Consider the following 17,433-nt stretch of genomic DNA (forward strand, 5'->3'; position numbering starts at 1 on the left):
ATTGACTATACTGGCGCTCCAAAGTCCCAATCTGTGCCGGACACAAGGCTCTCCGGCACACCCAGATATACGAAGTTGACCGGAGTGCCGAATGATCCCGCGCCAATCCTCCCGAAGGACCCGACACCTGCTAAGCCTGGCTTTACTGCTTTCATCCACCCAGGCCCTGAGCGCCGATGACAGCACTGGCGAAGAGACAGAAGCGGTCCCCCAGGCTGCCAATATGCAGCTGGACCAACCGGTGATCACAGAGCTGGGGCCACCCACCAACGTTGCCCCTACTGAAGATCAATCCCAGTCGACAGATGCTGGTTCTGAAGAAATTTCCCTGCCCCAAGCGGAAAATCTGGAGCTGGACCAACCTATTCAGGAACTGGATAAACCGGCAGCTCCCACCGAGACTGCTCCCACTGCCGATAAAGAAACTGAAACAGTTAAACCTCAACCCGAATTACCGGAGCCCGGCACCATTTCCCTGGTTCCGGGCGAGACGGCCAAGCCGCTGCGATTATTAGGCTCAGAGGTTCCCCCTGCGACCTCTACGCGCCTAGCCTGGTCTCCCAGCCAACACTTTGAAGGGGTCTATAGCCCCACCGCTGTATTGGTGGTTAACGGCGCCAAGCCAGGGCCGGTTCTCTGCCTTACTGCGGCGGTGCACGGTGATGAGTTGAACGGTGTGGAAACTGTGCGGCGGGTTATGTACGACCTGGATGCAGACCATTTGAGCGGTGCGGTAATTGGCGTACCCATCGTCAATCTGCAAGGCTTCCATCGAGGCTCCCGCTACCTGACTGATCGACGCGACCTGAACCGGCACTTCCCCGGCGATCCCAATGGCTCTTCGGCTTCGCGAATTGCCAATTCATTTTTCCACGAAGTGATCAGCCACTGTAACGCCGTGGTGGACTTACATACGGGTTCTTTTTATCGCACCAACTTGCCACAGTTGCGCGGCGACTTAACCAATCCCAAGGTAGTGAAAATGACCCAGGGTTTTGGCTCCACTGTGGTGCTGCACAGCGCCGGAGCCAAGGGTACCCTGCGCCGCGCCGCTGTGGAGGCAGGTATCCCCACCGTCACTCTGGAAGCCGGAGCACCCATGGTGCTGGATGAGCTATCGGTAAGTCACAGTGTGAAAGGTATACGCACTCTGCTCAACCAGCTGGGTATGGTGAGTAAATTCCGCCTCTGGGGCGATCCCGAACCGGTTTACTACACCTCCACCTGGCAGCGGACATCGACTGGCGGGGTTATCTTTAGTGAAGTCCAGCTCGGCGAGTTTGTGCGTAAAGGCGACTTACTGGGAACAGTAACCAACCCTATTACCAATGTACGCACAGAAATTCGCTCCGAGCACAACGGCCGCATTCTCGGCATGGCATTAAACCAGGTCGTGCAACCGGGGTTTGCCGCCTACCATATCGGTATCCAGGCTCCCCAGGAACAAATCAGCCAGCCCCAGGAAGTAGTAGCGGAAGAATCGGTCGCTGACAAATCAGAGAGTAAAGTACCGGCCACTCCAGAAAACCGCCAGCCGCCGACAGAAGGTGAGGAGTAAATCCTCACCTATTAATCACTGACCTTATCGATCACCGTCACTTCGGGCATTGCCAAAGGTTCCGGTTGAAGGGTTATATGGTCGATATCGAAGCGCTTGACCAGGGTTTCCCGCAAGCGCTCCAGTACGCTGGGCCAAGCCTGTAAGTCATCCACCACAATATGGGCCGATAGGGAAATAGTGCTGGAATCCAAGCGCCAAATATGGAGATCGTGCACAGAGCGTACCCCGGTTACCGCCGCCAGTGTCTCGCCCACAACCGGAAGGCTCAATTCCCTGGGTACCCGCTCCATCAATACATCGATTGCATCCCTGAGCAGTCGCACGCAGGAAACCAGGATTAACAGGCAAATAAGCAATGAAAGCAGGGGGTCGATGGGTACCCAGCCGGTAAAATAAATCACAGCTCCGGAAGCCAGTGCTGCGACAGAGCCCAGCATATCGCCCATCACATGCAAAAGCGCACCGCGAATATTGAGCGTGCGCTCGCCTTTTAATAAAACCCAGGCCGCCAGAATATTAATCAGCAACCCCATGGCTGCAATCAACATCACCGTACTGCCATGCACCGGCTGGGGATTGCGCAACCTATCAATGGCCATAAAAGAAATACCGACCACGATCAGAAGCATAATCAGGCCGTTGGTTACCGCAGCTAAGACCTCCGCTCGCCCCCAGCCAAACGACAATTCCCGATCAGCGGGTTTTTTCGCCAGTACTGCGGCAATAGCCCCCAGTGCCAAGGCAAAAGTATCGGTAAGCATATGGGCAGCATCGCCGAGCAATGCCAGGGAGCCAGATAGCCAACCACCTATGGCTTCAACTATGGAAAAACTGAGAGTGAGAACCAGTGCAATAATTAATGGGCGCAAAGCCCCATTGCCGGTTCGGTGGTGGACATGATCATGCATAGGCTCCCTCCTCAAATCCCTGTGGCAGCTCCGCAGGTATCACTATTTTTGCCCTAAGGTAATTCGCTCCCAACCGGAATAATCCCTGCGACTTGAAACTATATTCAATCCCGCCGCAGAAAAAATATCCCGCACGCTCTCGGCTTGCTGCCAACCGTGCTCCACCATTAGCCAGCCATCGTTTTCCAGGTAATCACTAGCGGTTGTGGCGATATGCTCAATATCTGCCAAACCCTGTCGCTCTGCCACCAACGCAGTGCGGGGCTCAAAGCGCACATCGCCCTGCACCAAGTGCGGGTCAGATGCATCGATATAGGGAGGGTTGCTAACGATCAGGGAAAACGGCTGTGGCTCCAAACTAGAAAACCAATCGCTCTGGATAACTTGCACATTTTGCAACTTGAGGGAGCGCCGGTTTTCCTCTGCCAGTGCTACCGCAGCGGGTGATTTCTCCGCTGCAATAATTTCCCATCCCGGTCGCTCCGACGCCAGAGCCAGTGCAATAGCACCAGTGCCAGTGCCCAGGTCCAGTGCTCGCAACCTGCCCTGGGGGAAAAACTCCAGCGCGGTCTCCACCAACAATTCAGTGTCCGGGCGGGGGATCAGAGTGGAGGAATCCACCTTTAGCGATAGGGACCAAAATTCGCGCTCACCGATAAGGTGTGCCACCGGCTCTCCCGCTTGCCGGCGCTGGAGCAACTGCTCATAGCGCACTTGCTCAGCTTCACTCAATTCGTATTCCGGCCAGGTATAGAGCCAGGTGCGCTCGCGCCCCAACACACTGCCGAGCAGAAGCTCTGCATCCAGGCGCGCGCTGTCGCTATCGGTTAATTGGGCGCAGCGTGCGATATTTTCCTTGACGCTGGTCATGGAGAAAAACCTATAAAAACGCCGCTCGAGGCGGCGTAAAAAATCTGGATTTATTGGGCCAGGGCTGCCAACTGATCGGCCTGGTATTCCGTGCGCAATGGCCCGATCACCTCCCCCAGAGACCCCTGCATAATCTCATCGAGTTTATAGAGAGTGAGGCCGATACGGTGATCGGTAACCCGGCCCTGGGGATAGTTGTAGGTACGGATTCGCTCAGAGCGATCACCGCTGCCCACCAGGCTGCGGCGGGCATCGGAAATTTCCTGGGCCGCCGCCGTTTCCTGCGCAGTATTGAGCTTCGCTTGCAACAGTGCCATCGCCTTGGCTTTGTTTTTGTGCTGGGAGCGCTCGTCCTGACACTCCACCACAATCCCCGTGGGAATATGGGTTAAGCGCACAGCGGAATCGGTTTTGTTAACGTGCTGACCACCGGCACCGGATGCACGGTAGGTATCCACACGCAAATCCGCTTTATTAATTTCAATCGCATCGCGCTCATCCGGCTCCGGCATCACCGCGACCGTACAAGCCGAAGTGTGAATACGACCCTGGGATTCTGTTTCAGGAACCCGTTGTACCCGGTGCGCACCGGACTCAAATTTTAATTTTGCGTAGACATCTTCACCGGCGACGCGAGTGATAATTTCCTTGTAACCGCCGTGCTCACCGAGATTTTCGCTGACAATTTCTATTCGCCATCCCTGCTTCTCCGCATAGCGAGAGTACATGCGGAACAGATCACCGGAGAAAATAGCTGCTTCATCACCACCGGTTCCTGCGCGAATTTCCAGAAAGACATTTTTTCTGTCGTTAGGATCGCGCGGCAACAGCAAAGTCTGTAGCTCTCGCTCCAGCGGCTCCACTTGACCTTCAGCCTCGCGCAGCTCTTCCTGAGCCATTTCGCGCATTTCCGGGTCATCTTCCCCCAGCATCTCCCGAGCCGCGACCATATCTTCCTGCAACTGTTTGTAAGCGCCGTAGCATTTAACCACTTCTTCCAGCTCAGAATACTCGCGGGAAAGATCGCGGAATTGATCCTGATCAGCAATTACGTCGGCGTCGCCCAACAGCGCAGATACTTCCTCATGGCGCTCAAGCAGGGTTTCCAGTTTATTCAGTAACGATTCTTTCATTGATGCTTTTTCTCTAAATCGATATCGGTGAGATCATCCAACCCAACGACCTCGCGAGCGATACGCAAACGCTCAATATCACCCTCCGCCGTAGCTTTTTTCAGACTGACGGTGGGTGCATGAATTAATTTATTGGTGAGAGAGCGAGCGAGCTGCTCCATCAGTCGACGAGGGTCCTCGCCTTTTTCCAGCTGCAAAAGTACCCGTTCAAGTTCGGAAGCGCTCACTTCCTGGGCTCGCTGCCGGTAGCTGCGAATACTATCCACAGCCTCCAAAGAGCGGCTCTCTTTGGTAAATTCAGCCGCTGCAGCATTTACGATTTCTTGAGCGGCCTCCGCCGCTTTCTCACGGGAGCGCTTGCCCTCATCGATAACCCCACGCAGATCGTCCACCGTATACAGATAAACATCATCCAGCTCGCCAACTTCCGATTCGATATCGCGGGGTACCGCAATATCCACCATAAACATGGGGCTGTGCCGACGCTTGCGCAGCGCCGATTCGACCGCTCCCTTACCCAGAATCGGCAGCTGGCTCGCGGTGGAACTGATAACGATATCCGCGCGTGCCAGATGCTCGGGGATATCCGCAAGCAGGATTGCCTCGGCACCAAAGCTCTCTGCGAGCAACTGGGCCCGGCTCAATGTGCGATTGGCAACAATGACCTGCTTGATTCCCTGATCGAGCAAATGGCGGGCAACCAGCTCCACGGTCTCTCCCGCACCGATCAACAGGGCAGTCTGCTTTTTCAGGTCGGTGAAGATACGCGAAGCCAGAGAAACAGCAGCGTAGGCAACAGAAACCGGGTTTTCACCGATTGCAGTTTCGGTGCGAACCTTCTTGGCGACGGTAAACACCCGCTGGAAAACCCGGTGCAGTTCACTGCCAACACTGCCGGATTCCCGCGCCACCGCATAGGCGGACTTGATCTGGCCGAGGATTTGCGGCTCACCCAACACCAGGGAATCGAGACCACAGGCAACGCGCATCATATGGCGTACCGCTTCTTCATCGCTGTACACATAGGCACAGCCCTTGAGCTGCTCCAGGGGCACCTGGTGGTATTCAGACAGCCATTGCAACAGGGCTTCTGACTCCACATTTCCGTATATTTCGGTGCGATTGCAGGTAGACAGGATGGCCAGCTCGCGGCACCCCAGTGCTTTTCGCGCATCTCCCAGTGCGCCGGGCATCACCTCGGGGGCAAAGGCCACCCGCTCGCGCACTTCGACCGACGCGCTATCGTGGTTGATACCCAGGGTAAGAATTGGCATAGACTTCCGTTAGCATTAAATCTTAAAAGGCGGAAACCGCACTGGGAGCGCATTTTCATAGGCAGCCGTCTCCCTTGCAAGCGTAAGAGGCAGTAAAATTGCCCGCCGATTTGGCAAGAGCCCCTGCCCACTACCGTTCCAAACCCGATTCACGACTAGAATTATATGGCGATAATCGTTTAAAACACGCCAGTAATACCCAGCTTTCAGCGACAACGTAACGTATGGACACGATCTATGCTCCCACCTCGCGCACATCAGCTTCCGGCCCGAATTTCCAGCCACTTGCTCAAGCTTGCCGCATTCCTTGTAGCATCCGTAATGCTTGCTTCTTGTACCCAGTACCAGACGCCGGCAGCCCCCTCTACAGAAACCGTGAACACAGCACTGGAGCCTAGCAACCTTAAGGGTAAGGAAACCACTGAGTCAGACGGGCCGGAAGCTAAAACTTTCCCTATTGATACCTTTTACACCCTTCTGGTGGCCGAAGTCGCCGGTATCCGCGAGCAGTACGACGTTGCACTAGCCAATTACTACCACCAGGCGGAGGTCACCAAAGATCCCGGGGTTGCCGCCCGCGCTACACGCATTGCCCGCTTTTTAAATGCCCGCCAGGCCGCCTTGGATTCAGCCAGGCTATGGGTAGAGCTTGAGCCACAAAACGCCGATGCACAGCTGGCCCTCACAGCCGAGCTGACTTTGTCCGGCGACTTACACACAGCCCTGATTCACGCCAGTAAAACCCTGGAACTCGGCGGCAACCCACCCATGCAATCTCTCGCAGCAACCGCTATTGGGCACGAGCAACTCACGGAACAAGCCAAGCGGGAGTTTGCTCGGCTGGCAAAAGTCTATCCCCTCGATGACGAGGTCGTGCTCGCCTATGCCATGGTACTGCGCACCGAAAGGGAATTCACCCGCGCCCTGTCCCTGGTGCGCCGCGTTCAGGAGCACCATCCAGACCAACTGGATGCACCACTGCTGGAAAGTCATCTATTGGTTGATCAGGGCAAGCGCAAGGAAGCCATTTCCCTTCTCGAGCGACTCGTCGGCATCCATCCTTCCGAGAGCCGCCTGCGCCTTCAGTACGCCCGCCTGTTAATTCGGGAGGACCTGGCCCTGGCACGCAAGCAGTTTGCCGAACTGGTTAAGCAGCGCCCTGACGATGGCAATCTGATTTTATCGTTGGCCCTAATTCAGTACGAGACAGAGCAAACTGACGAAGCCAAAGTCCTCTTTACCCAACTACTTGAATTACAGCAGCACGAATCCGCTGCTTATTTTTACCTGGGCAGCATCGCAGAAAAATCTGGAGATTTTTCCCATGCAATTAAATATTTCCGCGAAGTGGGGCCCGGTAGTGATTACGTAGAAGCCATTACTCGCGGTACGGAATTACTGGCGAGCCTCGGACAGTACAGCACTAACCGGGAATGGTTTGCTGAACTGAGAAAAAAACACCCCACTCAGGAAGAACATTTTTACCTGATGGAGGTCGAATTACTTCGCAAAAGTGGTGAAGCCAGTATGGCTTTGCAGCGAGTGGACGAGGCATTACAAACCAACAGCACCAGCGGTCGCTTGATGTACACCCGCGCGCTGTTGCATGACCAACTCGGCAACGCACAACAATTCGAAAAGGACTTGAGAAACCTGCTGGAAAGAAATCCCGATAACGCCACAGTTCTCAACGCGCTCGGCTATAAACTGATTGAAGATAAATCCCGGCACACAGAAGCCTACCAATTGATTAGCCGCGCTTTGGAACTCGAGCCTGAGGACCCGGCAATAATCGACAGCATGGGGTGGATAGAGTACCGTCTCGGCAATCACGCAGCTGCGGAAAAGTATCTGCGGCAGGCGATGGAAAAGTTGCCCGACCACGAAATTGCCGCACACCTCGGTGAAGTACTCTGGGTTCAGGGAAACAGAGAAGCCGCCATGAACATGTGGAGAAAAGGCCTTCTGCTGAATCCCCACAGCAAAATTATTCCGGCTGCCATGAAGCGCCTACAAATCAAAGAGTCACTGGAACAACATGCATCAGATAGCTGACAAGACAACCGCGCGAAGATTCTATCTGTTACTGCTGGCATGTCTGGCAATAATGGTTTCCGCTTGTGCCGGTCAAAAAACCAAACAGGAACCGGAGCCAGGCTCCCCCACTGAAAATCAAAATCCAACGCCGCAAACAGTAGCTGAATTTACCCAGTGGAATCTCAAGGGCAAGCTGGGTGTTCGCTCCCCAAAAGAAAACGGCAGCGCTAACCTGGCTTGGCTTCAGGGCGGCGCGGAGAATTTTCGCCTGCATCTCAGCGGTCCGCTCGGAGCAGGTACCACCGTCATCACCGGCTCAGCCGGTGGCGTCAGTTTGGTGCGCGGTAGCGAGCCGCCAGTTTATGCGCGCAACCCGGCACAGCTAACCCAGGAAGCACTGGGCTGGCCCCTGCCCGCCCGGGAGATGTTCTACTGGGTACGCGGTCTTCCCGCGCCCGGCGCCAAAAGTGGCGAGCAGCGCAACGCCCAGGGCCAGCTGCAAAGCCTGCAACAATCCGGCTGGGCCTTGAGTTTTAGTGAATATCGCAGCGAAGGCCCCTTTATGCTGCCAACCCGGATCAAAGCACAAACCAACAGTCCTACTGGCCCGGTATCCGTCACCCTGGTGATTAAAGACTGGGGTTTGTAGAGAGTTTCACATAACTCTGCCAATGCCCAAATCGCAGCATGCAGGTATTATGGTGACCCTGTAATTGATTGACGTCTTTTTGCCTCATGCTGCTAACCCTGCCCGCCCCAGCAAAACTCAACCTGATTCTGCGCATTCTCGGCCGTCGCCCGGATGGCTATCACGAGTTACAAACCCTGTTCCAACTTCTCGATTTCGGCGACTTATTGGAATTCAGTGAGCGCAGCGATGGCATTGTCAGTGTCGATGCAGGCCAGCTGGATGTGGCTGAAGAGGACAACCTGGTTTATCGCGCAGCTCAATTACTGCGCAAACAAGCTGAGCCGGACCGACAAAATTCTCTCGGCGCCTCTATTCGGTTGATAAAGAAGTTGCCTCACGGCGGCGGCATCGGTGGAGGCAGTAGCGATGCCGCCACCACTTTGCTCGGGCTCAACCACTTATGGCAGTGCAATTTATCGATCGATAAACTGGCGGAGCTGGGGCGGCAATTGGGCGCGGATATTCCAGTTTTTGTGCGGGGGCGCACCGCTTGGGCGGAAGGGGTTGGTGAAAAATTAACCCCAATAACCACCGAGCAACGCCACTACCTGGTTGTCTCAACTGGTTGCGAAGTGAGCACTGCAAAAATTTTTCGCGATTCACGTTTGACAAGAGATTCAGTCGCAATTACATTAGCGGCCCTTCGCGAGGAGCAGGCCAACGAGATGCGACTCGGCAGCGAAAAACTGGAAACATTTTCCGGCAATGACTGCCAGCCATTAGTTGAGAGGCTCTACCCTGAAATACGCGATGCCAGAGAATGGCTCGAGCAATTTGCTCCAGCACAACTCACCGGCACCGGGGGCTGCGTTTTTGCAGCATTCCCTACGGCAGAGGCGGCCACTGAGGCACACGCCAAACTGCCCGAAGCGTGGCAGGGTTTTACAGCAGCGGGTGTATTGGTTTCACCGACACATCAAGCGCTAGCGAAAATCTCCTCAGATTTTTGAGGAAACATTACTGGGGCGTAGCCAAGCGGTAAGGCAGCGGGTTTTGATCCCGTCATGCGAAGGTTCGAATCCTTCCGCCCCAGCCACTTTCTTTATATGCAATGGCACAGTCAAAAACCGGTTCCGACATGATTCAGTCTACGCTGATCCAGCCGGCCCAGGCCATTCGCACAGGGCTTTACAGAGCCACCCCCCAATTTTTAAAGAATCCTGAAGGCAGACTTGAGTGCAAGCGCCCGATGGTTGTGCGAGCACGCACCCAGAGCAACCCGTTGAGCAAGGAAAAAAACTGTGGCCAAAACCCTGTTTTTATCCGCGCAACAGTGCGCCGCTCAACGCAAAAGTGTTGCAGCAAAAACCCTGACTGCTAGCAAATATGCAGGCATCTACACTTCAATTCACTTCAAGACAGAATTAAAGGAACTCGCAGTGGCTGACTTAATGGTCTTTACCGGCAACGCAAACCCGGAACTGGCACAGAAGGTTGTCGACCATATGGCGATCCCCCTGGGTGAAGCCACGGTCAAGCGCTTCTCCGACGGCGAGATTGCAGTAGAAATTACCGATAACGTACGCGGCCGCGACGTTTTCGTGGTGCAATCCACCTGCCAACCTACCAACCGCAACCTGATGGAACTGATCCTGCTGGTAGACGCCCTGCGCCGCGCCTCCGCCGGCCGCGTTACCGCTGTAGTCCCCTACTTTGGCTACGCCCGCCAGGATCGCCGCGTAAGATCCCAGCGCGTGCCGATTTCCGCAAAAGTGGTTGCCGATATGATGGTGAGCGTCGGTATCGACCGCGTATTAACCGTCGACCTGCACGCGGAACAGATCCAGGGCTTCTTCGACGTTCCTGTGGATAACGTTTACGGCTCCTCTGTCCTGCTCGACGATATCGAGCGCCAAAAATACCAGAACCTGGTGGTGGTATCCCCGGACATCGGCGGTGTTGTACGCGCCCGGGCTGTGGCCAAGAGCCTCGACTGCGACCTGGCAATTATCGACAAGCGCCGCCCGGCCGCCAATGTTGCCGAAGTCATGAATATTATCGGTGAAGTCAGCGGCCGCACCTGCCTGCTGGTAGACGATATGGTCGACACCGCCGGCACCCTGTGTAACGCCGCCAACGCCCTGAAAGAGCACGGCGCCGAGAAAGTTGTCGCCTACTGTACCCACCCGGTACTGTCTGGCAACGCCATCACCAACCTGAACAACTCCGTTCTGGATGAGCTGGTGGTTACCGACTCCATCCCCCTGGGTGACAAAATGGAGAAGGCACCAAAAATTCGCCAGCTGACCCTGTCTGCAATGCTGGCCGAGTCCATGCGCCGTATCAGCAATGAGGAATCCCTGTCCGCAATGTTCCGCTAGGAACTTGCCGATCAAGGTATCCCCGCGCCCCGCATGCCGGGGCACTTTGCCTTTAGCGCTGATTCCCGTAGAATACGCGCCCGCCCGGCACTGCCGGGCGATTACTTTTGGGCCCAGTGCCCATTTAACATCCATGCCAGAGCGGTCCGGTCGCAGGTCACTCTGGACAGACAACCCGAGGTTTATCCCATGTCTGATATTAAATTGAACGCCATTGCCCGCAGCGATGAAGGGAAAGGTGCGAGCCGCCGCCTGCGTCGCCTGGAAGGCCGTGTACCCGGCATCATCTACGGCGGTGAAGCAGAGCCTGCTTCTATCTCCGTGCTGCACAAAGACCTGACCAAAGCTCTGGAAAACGAAGCTTTCTTCTCCTCCATGCTGACTGTTGACGTAGACGGCAAAGAAGAGAAAGTTATCCTGCGCGACCTGCAGCGTCACCCGGCTAAAGCCCTGCTGCTGCACATCGACTTCCAGCGCGTATCTGCCAACACCAAAGTACACGTTAAAGTACCTCTGCACTTCCTGAACGAAGAGAGCAGCAAAGGTGTTAAGGCTGGCGGTATCGTTTCCCACACCCTGACCGAGCTGGAAGTTAACGCTCCTGCCGGCAAGCTGCCTGAGTTCATCGAAGTGGACCTGGCCGACCTGGAAATGGACGGCGTACTGCACATCTCCGACCTGAAACTGCCGGAAGGTGTTGAGTCTGTGGCACTGAGCCACGGTGCAGACCACGATCTGGTTGTAGCTTCTATCCACAAGCCTCGCGGCGCTGTGGAAGCTGAAGCCGAAACTGGCGAAGGCGAAGAGTAATCGCCTTGGCTGCGGCACCGGATACTCCGATCCAGTTGATTGTCGGCCTGGGAAACCCCGGACCGGAATACGATCGGACGCGACACAACGCCGGTGCCGACTTTGTTGTCGAGCTGGCCCGCCAACAAGGCACCCAGCTCAGCCTCGACAGCAAGTACCACGGCCTCACTGGCCGTATGCGGGTCGGCAGCCAGGATATCCGGCTGCTGATTCCCACCACCTATATGAATCGCAGTGGCCAATCTGTCGGCCCACTGGCGAACTTCTTCAAGATTCCCCCGGAAGCCATTCTGGTCGCTCACGATGAGCTGGACCTGGCCCCCGGTATCGCGCGCCTGAAAGCCGGCGGCGGTCACGGTGGACACAACGGCCTGCGGGATATCATTGCCGCACTGGGCAACAACCGAAACTTTATGCGCCTGCGACTCGGCATTGGCCACCCCGGCAGCTCGAGCGAAGTGGCCCGGTTTGTGCTCCAGCGAGCCCCCAGGGCGGAACAGGAAACACTGGCTGATGCGATCGATCGCTCGATCGACGTTCTGCCCACCGCCGCTTCCGGCGATTGGGGCGCAGCCATGAAAACGCTGCACACCAACAAATAGATCCCACCCGCCGGCTTGCCTTTTGCCGCGGAAATCTCGATAGTGTGCTGCGCTAAATTGCCGGTATTTTCCCGGCTGGCCCGGACCCTGTGGTGGCCGAGACATCCCGCCCATCCAAAATCCCGCCAGCGCAACCACTACCGGACCTCAAACGCAATTAGCAGAGCGCGCTGTATGCGCCTCGGGCAAACGGAAAAAATATCACCATGGGTTTTACTTGCGGTATTGTCGGCCTACCTAATGTGGGCAAATCCACCCTATTCAACGCATTGACCAAAGCGGGTATCGATGCGGAAAACTTCCCCTTCTGCACCATCGAGCCCAATGCTGGGGTCGTGCCGGTACCAGATCCCCGCATCGACAAGCTGGCTGAGATCGTCAAGCCGGAAAAGGTCATTCCCACCACCATGGAATTTACCGATATCGCCGGTCTGGTTGCGGGCGCCTCCAAGGGGGAAGGTCTGGGTAACAAGTTCCTCGCCAATATCCGCGAGACCGACGCTATCGCCCACGTTGTGCGCTGCTTCGAAGACGATAACGTTATCCACGTCGCCAACCAGGTACACCCGGTAGCGGATATCGAGGTGATCAACACCGAGCTGGCCCTGGCCGATCTGGACACTGTGGAAAAGGCCTTACAGCGCTTTACCCGCGCCGCTAAGGGACAGGACAAGCACGCGATCAAGATGAAAGCGCTGCTGGAAAAAATCCAGCCACACCTGGATGAAGCCAAACCGCTGCGCTCTTTCGAGCTTTCAGAAGACGAACTGGCGGACCTGCGCGAACTGAGCCTGCTCACTATCAAGCCCACCATGTATATCGCCAACGTGGACGAAGATGGCTTCGAGAACAATCCGCACCTGGATGCTGTAGCTGCCATCGCCGCTGAAGAAAACGCGGTACTGGTACCTATCTGCAACAAGCTCGAAGCGGAAATTGCCGAGCTGGACGACGAAGAGAAGCAGGAGTTCCTGGAAGAACTGGGTATGGAAGAGCCGGGGTTGAACCGCGTGATCCGCGCCGGCTACCAACTGCTGGGCCTGCACACCTACTTCACCGCTGGCGTGAAGGAAGTGCGCGCCTGGACCATCCCACTGGGCGCTACCGCTCCCAACGCTGCCGGCAAAATCCACACCGATTTTGAAAAGGGTTTTATTCGCGCAGAAGTGATCAGCTACAGCGATTACATTGATAACAATGGTGAGGCCGGCGCTAAAGACGCGGGTAAGTGGCGCCTGGAAGGCAAGGACTACATTGTCGCCGACGGCGACGTAATCCACTTCCGTTTTAACGTCTAACCACCTCTCCTTTTTTGCCTCCCCACCCCGGGAGGCGCGCCCACCCGTGTAAATTCCATGGCTCAATCAAACTGGAAAGTCGGCCTGCCCCTGGCACTGATTACCGTATTTATGTGGGCAACCCTGCCCATCGCTCTCAAAGGGCTTCTCGAATACATCAGTCCCGGTACCGCCACCTGGTATCGCTTTGCCGGTGCAGCACTGTTAGCGGGCGTCTACTACGGACAGGCGCGTAAACTACAGCTCAAGCCACTATTCAGTCGCGGCTTGCTGCTTTTCACCTTCCTCGCCGTTGCCGGCCTCCTGGTGAACTACCTCGCCTACGCCAGTGGACTCAATTACATCACCCCTGGTGCCGCCCAGGTTGTGATCCAGCTGGCTCCCCTGCTTCTACTGATATCCAGCGTACTTTGGCTGGGAGAGCGCTTCTCGCCGCGCCAGTGGAGCGGCGTAGTACTGGTAGTAATTGGGCTGCTGTTATTTTTTAACCAGCGCCTGGAAGAGCTGACCAGTGGCGCCGGCGGCGAATACCTGCTGGGGCTCGGCTATATCCTGATCGCCGCTGTCACCTGGGCGATTTACGGTTTTTTCCAGAAGAAAATATTGAGCCGCGCAACACCCCAGGATTTACTGGTAGTGATTTATATCGCAGGGACCCTGTTCTTCCTGCCCATGGCGGAGCCAATGAAGGTTTCCCACCTGGGCTGGCTCGAGTGGGCGCTTTTAGCGTTTCTCACCGCCAATACGCTGATCGCCTATGGGGCTTTTAGCAAGGCACTAGCGCACTGGGAGGCATCCAGTGTCAGCGCAACCCTGTCATTAGTGCCAGTCATCACCCTATTGTTCAGTACGCTGATCAGCTCTATCTGGCCCGACTATATTGCAGTTGAGCCGCTCAACTGGATCAGCTGGGCCGGCGCCGGCGCCGTGGTACTCGGTTCCGCCCTCGCCGCAATCAGTTCCAGGCGCGGTTCTGAGCAGCCCCGGGCATCAGATGAAAAAAATCGCTAACTATCTGAAAAGAATACAAAAAAAGTGTTGACACCCCCGGCCCATCGTTTAATAATGCGCGCCCTCGGGACAGCCGAGACAACAAAAGAAATGGCAAGGTAGCTCAGCCGGTTAGAGCGCAGCACTCATAATGCTGAGGTCGGGAGTTCGAGTCTCCCCCTTGCTACCATTTCAAATCACAGAGACTATTCTTTGTGAACCTTGAAACTGGGGCGTAGCCAAGCGGTAAGGCAGCGGGTTTTGATCCCGTCATGCGAAGGTTCGAATCCTTCCGCCCCAGCCATCTTCCCAAATTATCTAGCAGGCCCAAGTCTGGGCAGCAATCAAAACCCCAACCGTTTTTTATCTGATTCTGCGAATAGTTCGCCAGAGTTCGTCCGGCGAACGCAATCCAAAAATCAACTACTCCGGCAGCACCACACCATTAGCTTCCATAACTGTCACTTCGGCGCTATCGGGCTCCAGGTCAGCAGTTCCTGAAGTTGCTACAGGCGTTCGCACTTGCTCCCTGCGCAAACCCAGGGCTCGCAGCCACTCGAACCCCGCCAGGCAGCACAGCAATGCCAGCAGCACTAGCAGACCGCCATATCCCTTCATAGCCTCACTCTCGGACATACAAGTCCACACAAGCTGCACAACGCACAGGAAGGCCACAATCAACAGGGTCGGTTTGCGTCCCAGCAAGCTAACAACAAAAACGCCCAGAGGCGCCCCCAGGGACACTACCGGTGCTGCCGCCAGCCAATTCCCGAACACCCCAGGCTGCCAATCTCCCGCCAGCGACTTCACTATTACTCCGAGTACCGAACAAAATGCCATGATCACCACGGATGTAGGGATCGCCACCTTGAGATCCACCCTGCTCAACAGCACAAGAGCCGCATACACCAGCATGTCCACACCCACACCGGTAACTGCCACAACGCAAAAGCCGGCAAAAGCACCCAATAGCAAGCCGACACGAAAATCAGTCGGGCACCGGGGGTCCCCCGCGTGCTCACAATCAGTAATTTCGCTGAGGCGATACAGATGGAAAATGCCAAAACTGCCCCAGAGAACGGCAAAGGAGAGTTTCACCCAGAGTTCGGGTATCAGAGGGGCAAACAGCAGGATACCGGCGGGAGTCGCCAATAGGGAGCCAAGCAGCGCCCCCCGCAACATCGACCAAGCCAGCTGCTGGCGTCGGCAGAGAATAAACAAACTGGCGCTGACCATCCCTATCGACTGAACCGCAAAACTAAAGTCGCGACCCAGGCTTGCCGGCATATCAAAAAACAGCACCAGCACGGGAAACCCAACTGTCCCGCCGCCCATCGGCGTAGAACCTGCGGCATAGCTACCCAGCGCCATCGCCAGCGCCATGGACCAATGCTCGAGCGCCAGGGCCAGGTTCTCGCCCTGTAAAATCAGGAACAACCAAACACCGTAAAACAGAACCAACCAAGCGAACCAATAGCGAAGAGAGAATCGCGCCACATTTTTCATTTTATTATTTGTGAGCTAAAGCGTCAGAGGGAGACAATAGTGGTACGAGTGTGAGGTGGGATCAAGACAAGATTTGGCGAACTCGCCTATTCCAGTCAGGAGGGTCGCCCGACAGCCGCAGCTGCCGGGCAAAGCGCGATTAGTTCAAGCGCTTCTTGCGAATCAGGTTTTGAACCTGCATAGAGGACATCATAGAGGCGTAGATTGCCGGCAGCGCGCCACGTTTACGCAGTTCCAGGAAGTCTTCATCAGACAGCTTGTTAAGCTTCTCTTCATCGATAACAAAGAAACCTGTCAGATCGTAAGGCTTGTCATCTTCGCTAACACGGAGAGTCAGCTTCTTCTGGGTCAGCAAGTCCTTGGAGACCAGGAACTCGATAAAAGACTCAGTCACTGCAACACGCTGTGCAGTTTCAACCACTGCCTGAGCACGATTCTTCAGGAAGTCAGTTTGCTCGCCTTCCCCATCAAACAGCGCTTCACCTTCAGAGTCGCTCAGCATCTTGGAGTCTTCGTCGATGCACAGAACAGCCTGATCAGCGTTGTCTGGATTCTTCACCAAAACAAACGGGTAAGTGCGCACTTGCACTGGAATGTAGCTGCCATTCCAGCCATCAGCGCCAGAGAACAGGTTTTCACCGGGGCGCAGACCAGTAAGCGCCACAACTTTAAACTGGTCAGTATTCTGGTCTTTAACGAACAGGATCGGGTAGCTCTGGGCTGCCTGTACGATTTCCTGAACCACCAGCGGCAAAATGTGATTACCGCTTACATGGTCAAAAGTAATGTCCTGGGTGAGTTTCAGGTTGGCATGTGCCTTTTTATCCAAAGCTTTGATCTGTGCCATAAGTACAACTCCTAGCTACTTTTATAGTTACTAAATTTTCAGAGATACCCTAACGTACCACTCTTCTACGCATCTACGATGACAAGTGCTTCCCGACAGTCGCCGGAAACCAAAGCCAGCATTAAACAGGGAAGAAGCCCAACTGGCAAACAAAGTCCACCAACAACAACCTAAAGACAAATTTATTTGGTTAAATTCACACAATTCAAGACTGTCGAACCAATTAAATTCACTGCTCCCCCCTTAAAATGACCCGGCAACCTTCAAAATCAACGAATCGAGTATTAGTTAGCCTACCCTGACAGGTAGCGCATTACCTGTATCAGCCCTCCCTCACCTCTACAGCTATCGTAACAAGTGGTGCTTTTTTATACGATTGAAGAAGTGGTTGGAGTGAGTTTGATGTCAAAACCGAGGGGCGCCTCACTATGATGAGCCTATTATTCATTTTTTACCTCCTAGCAATGTCTCTAGCCGTGAAGAATTACCACACCCTAGCAACCGCAACATTCATTTTTGCCTTGATATCAAGCATCGCCTGGCTGGGCTATCACACCGGCGACAATCTCAACTTAGCCTTGTAGA

The 17,433-nt window shown here is 55.2% G+C and carries 16 protein-coding genes and 3 tRNA genes; 13 read left to right on the plus strand and 6 right to left on the minus strand.

The genetic code is table 11. The features are described 5' to 3' along the window. The first annotated feature begins 91 nt into the window (after positions 1 to 91). On the plus strand, positions 92 to 1,558 hold the full coding sequence (locus ACJJI4_RS15605) for a succinylglutamate desuccinylase/aspartoacylase family protein (protein WP_444925731.1): 1,467 nt from the start codon (positions 92 to 94) through the stop codon (positions 1,556 to 1,558). A gap of 11 nt (positions 1,559 to 1,569) precedes the next feature. Here ACJJI4_RS15605 and ACJJI4_RS15610 read toward each other — a convergent pair whose 3' ends face one another. The 4 genes from ACJJI4_RS15610 to hemA are packed head-to-tail and all read right to left on the minus strand — an operon-like array spanning position 1,570 to position 5,746. Further along, on the minus strand, positions 1,570 to 2,469 hold the full coding sequence (locus ACJJI4_RS15610; RefSeq protein WP_444892994.1) for a cation diffusion facilitator family transporter: 900 nt from the start codon (positions 2,467 to 2,469) through the stop codon (positions 1,570 to 1,572). A 42-nt stretch (positions 2,470 to 2,511) separates the two neighbouring features. Next, positions 2,512 to 3,339 (minus strand): peptide chain release factor N(5)-glutamine methyltransferase, encoded by an 828-nt coding sequence (gene prmC, locus ACJJI4_RS15615; RefSeq protein WP_444925732.1) that lies wholly within the window; start codon positions 3,337 to 3,339, stop codon positions 2,512 to 2,514. A 50-nt stretch (positions 3,340 to 3,389) separates the two neighbouring features. Next, a complete protein-coding gene (gene prfA, locus ACJJI4_RS15620; protein ID WP_282933938.1) occupies positions 3,390 to 4,472 on the minus strand; it encodes a peptide chain release factor 1 in 1,083 nt (360 codons plus the stop codon). Next, complete coding sequence (hemA, locus tag ACJJI4_RS15625; protein ID WP_444925733.1) at positions 4,469 to 5,746, minus strand: glutamyl-tRNA reductase; 1,278 nt, start codon at positions 5,744 to 5,746, stop codon at positions 4,469 to 4,471. Before hemA ends, prfA begins: the two co-directional genes overlap by 4 nt. Positions 5,747 to 5,983: 237 nt before the next feature. On the opposite strand from hemA, the gene ACJJI4_RS15630 reads away from it, so the two are divergent. From ACJJI4_RS15630 to ACJJI4_RS15680, 11 genes are all read left to right on the plus strand, one after another. Continuing rightward, positions 5,984 to 7,801: a tetratricopeptide repeat protein gene (locus ACJJI4_RS15630; RefSeq protein WP_444925734.1), complete on the plus strand. Its 1,818-nt coding sequence runs from the start codon at positions 5,984 to 5,986 to the stop codon at positions 7,799 to 7,801. Next, entirely contained in the window at positions 7,785 to 8,432 is a 648-nt protein-coding gene (lolB, locus tag ACJJI4_RS15635; RefSeq protein ID WP_444925735.1) for a lipoprotein insertase outer membrane protein LolB, read from the plus strand. The genes ACJJI4_RS15630 and lolB overlap by 17 nt, the downstream gene beginning before the upstream one ends. 86 nt (positions 8,433 to 8,518) lie before the next feature. After that, positions 8,519 to 9,424: a 4-(cytidine 5'-diphospho)-2-C-methyl-D-erythritol kinase gene (gene ispE, locus ACJJI4_RS15640; RefSeq protein ID WP_444925736.1), complete on the plus strand. Its 906-nt coding sequence runs from the start codon at positions 8,519 to 8,521 to the stop codon at positions 9,422 to 9,424. 11 nt (positions 9,425 to 9,435) lie between these two features. Continuing rightward, a tRNA-Gln gene (locus ACJJI4_RS15645) sits at positions 9,436 to 9,510 on the plus strand. Between the two features lie 355 nt (positions 9,511 to 9,865). Next, complete coding sequence (locus ACJJI4_RS15650) at positions 9,866 to 10,795, plus strand: ribose-phosphate pyrophosphokinase (RefSeq protein ID WP_108735320.1); 930 nt, start codon at positions 9,866 to 9,868, stop codon at positions 10,793 to 10,795. A 189-nt stretch (positions 10,796 to 10,984) separates the two neighbouring features. Beyond that, a complete protein-coding gene (locus tag ACJJI4_RS15655) occupies positions 10,985 to 11,605 on the plus strand; it encodes a 50S ribosomal protein L25/general stress protein Ctc (RefSeq protein WP_444915710.1) in 621 nt (206 codons plus the stop codon). A 5-nt stretch (positions 11,606 to 11,610) separates the two neighbouring features. Then, entirely contained in the window at positions 11,611 to 12,207 is a 597-nt protein-coding gene (gene pth / locus ACJJI4_RS15660; protein ID WP_444925737.1) for an aminoacyl-tRNA hydrolase, read from the plus strand. Positions 12,208 to 12,413: 206 nt separating this feature from the next. Beyond that, a complete protein-coding gene (gene ychF, locus ACJJI4_RS15665; RefSeq protein ID WP_413663075.1) occupies positions 12,414 to 13,505 on the plus strand; it encodes a redox-regulated ATPase YchF in 1,092 nt (363 codons plus the stop codon). A 57-nt stretch (positions 13,506 to 13,562) separates the two neighbouring features. Continuing rightward, entirely contained in the window at positions 13,563 to 14,516 is a 954-nt protein-coding gene (locus ACJJI4_RS15670) for a DMT family transporter (RefSeq protein ID WP_444925738.1), read from the plus strand. Between the two features lie 92 nt (positions 14,517 to 14,608). After that, positions 14,609 to 14,685, plus strand: a tRNA-Met gene (locus ACJJI4_RS15675). A 39-nt stretch (positions 14,686 to 14,724) separates the two neighbouring features. Beyond that, positions 14,725 to 14,799: transfer RNA gene (locus ACJJI4_RS15680), tRNA-Gln, on the plus strand. Positions 14,800 to 14,918: 119 nt separating this feature from the next. Here the strand turns inward: ACJJI4_RS15680 and ACJJI4_RS15685 are convergent. Next, positions 14,919 to 16,001, minus strand: a complete 1,083-nt coding sequence (locus ACJJI4_RS15685; RefSeq protein ID WP_444925739.1) for a sulfite exporter TauE/SafE family protein — start codon at positions 15,999 to 16,001, stop codon at positions 14,919 to 14,921. 139 nt (positions 16,002 to 16,140) lie between these two features. Beyond that, positions 16,141 to 16,848: a SapC family protein gene (locus ACJJI4_RS15690; RefSeq protein WP_444907459.1), complete on the minus strand. Its 708-nt coding sequence runs from the start codon at positions 16,846 to 16,848 to the stop codon at positions 16,141 to 16,143. Positions 16,849 to 17,279: 431 nt separating this feature from the next. On the opposite strand from ACJJI4_RS15690, the gene ACJJI4_RS15695 reads away from it, so the two are divergent. After that, positions 17,280 to 17,432: a DUF5993 family protein gene (locus ACJJI4_RS15695; protein WP_444919245.1), complete on the plus strand. Its 153-nt coding sequence runs from the start codon at positions 17,280 to 17,282 to the stop codon at positions 17,430 to 17,432. Position 17,433 lies beyond the last annotated feature (1 nt).

This window comes from Microbulbifer maximicatervae (SeqCode), from assembly GCF_052467305.1.

Coding starts and splice junctions, on each gene's coding strand:
- ACJJI4_RS15605 (WP_444925731.1), top strand. CDS start 92: ATGATCCCGCGCCAATCCTCCCGAAGGACCCGACACCTGCTAAGCCTG.
- ACJJI4_RS15610 (WP_444892994.1), bottom strand. CDS start 2,469: ATGCATGATCATGTCCACCACCGAACCGGCAATGGGGCTTTGCGCCCA.
- prmC (WP_444925732.1), bottom strand. CDS start 3,339: ATGACCAGCGTCAAGGAAAATATCGCACGCTGCGCCCAATTAACCGAT.
- prfA (WP_282933938.1), bottom strand. CDS start 4,472: ATGAAAGAATCGTTACTGAATAAACTGGAAACCCTGCTTGAGCGCCAT.
- hemA (WP_444925733.1), bottom strand. CDS start 5,746: ATGCCAATTCTTACCCTGGGTATCAACCACGATAGCGCGTCGGTCGAA.
- ACJJI4_RS15630 (WP_444925734.1), top strand. CDS start 5,984: ATGCTCCCACCTCGCGCACATCAGCTTCCGGCCCGAATTTCCAGCCAC.
- lolB (WP_444925735.1), top strand. CDS start 7,785: ATGCATCAGATAGCTGACAAGACAACCGCGCGAAGATTCTATCTGTTA.
- ispE (WP_444925736.1), top strand. CDS start 8,519: ATGCTGCTAACCCTGCCCGCCCCAGCAAAACTCAACCTGATTCTGCGC.
- ACJJI4_RS15650 (WP_108735320.1), top strand. CDS start 9,866: ATGGTCTTTACCGGCAACGCAAACCCGGAACTGGCACAGAAGGTTGTC.
- ACJJI4_RS15655 (WP_444915710.1), top strand. CDS start 10,985: ATGTCTGATATTAAATTGAACGCCATTGCCCGCAGCGATGAAGGGAAA.
- ychF (WP_413663075.1), top strand. CDS start 12,414: ATGGGTTTTACTTGCGGTATTGTCGGCCTACCTAATGTGGGCAAATCC.
- ACJJI4_RS15670 (WP_444925738.1), top strand. CDS start 13,563: ATGGCTCAATCAAACTGGAAAGTCGGCCTGCCCCTGGCACTGATTACC.
- ACJJI4_RS15685 (WP_444925739.1), bottom strand. CDS start 16,001: ATGAAAAATGTGGCGCGATTCTCTCTTCGCTATTGGTTCGCTTGGTTG.
- ACJJI4_RS15690 (WP_444907459.1), bottom strand. CDS start 16,848: ATGGCACAGATCAAAGCTTTGGATAAAAAGGCACATGCCAACCTGAAA.
- ACJJI4_RS15695 (WP_444919245.1), top strand. CDS start 17,280: ATGAGCCTATTATTCATTTTTTACCTCCTAGCAATGTCTCTAGCCGTG.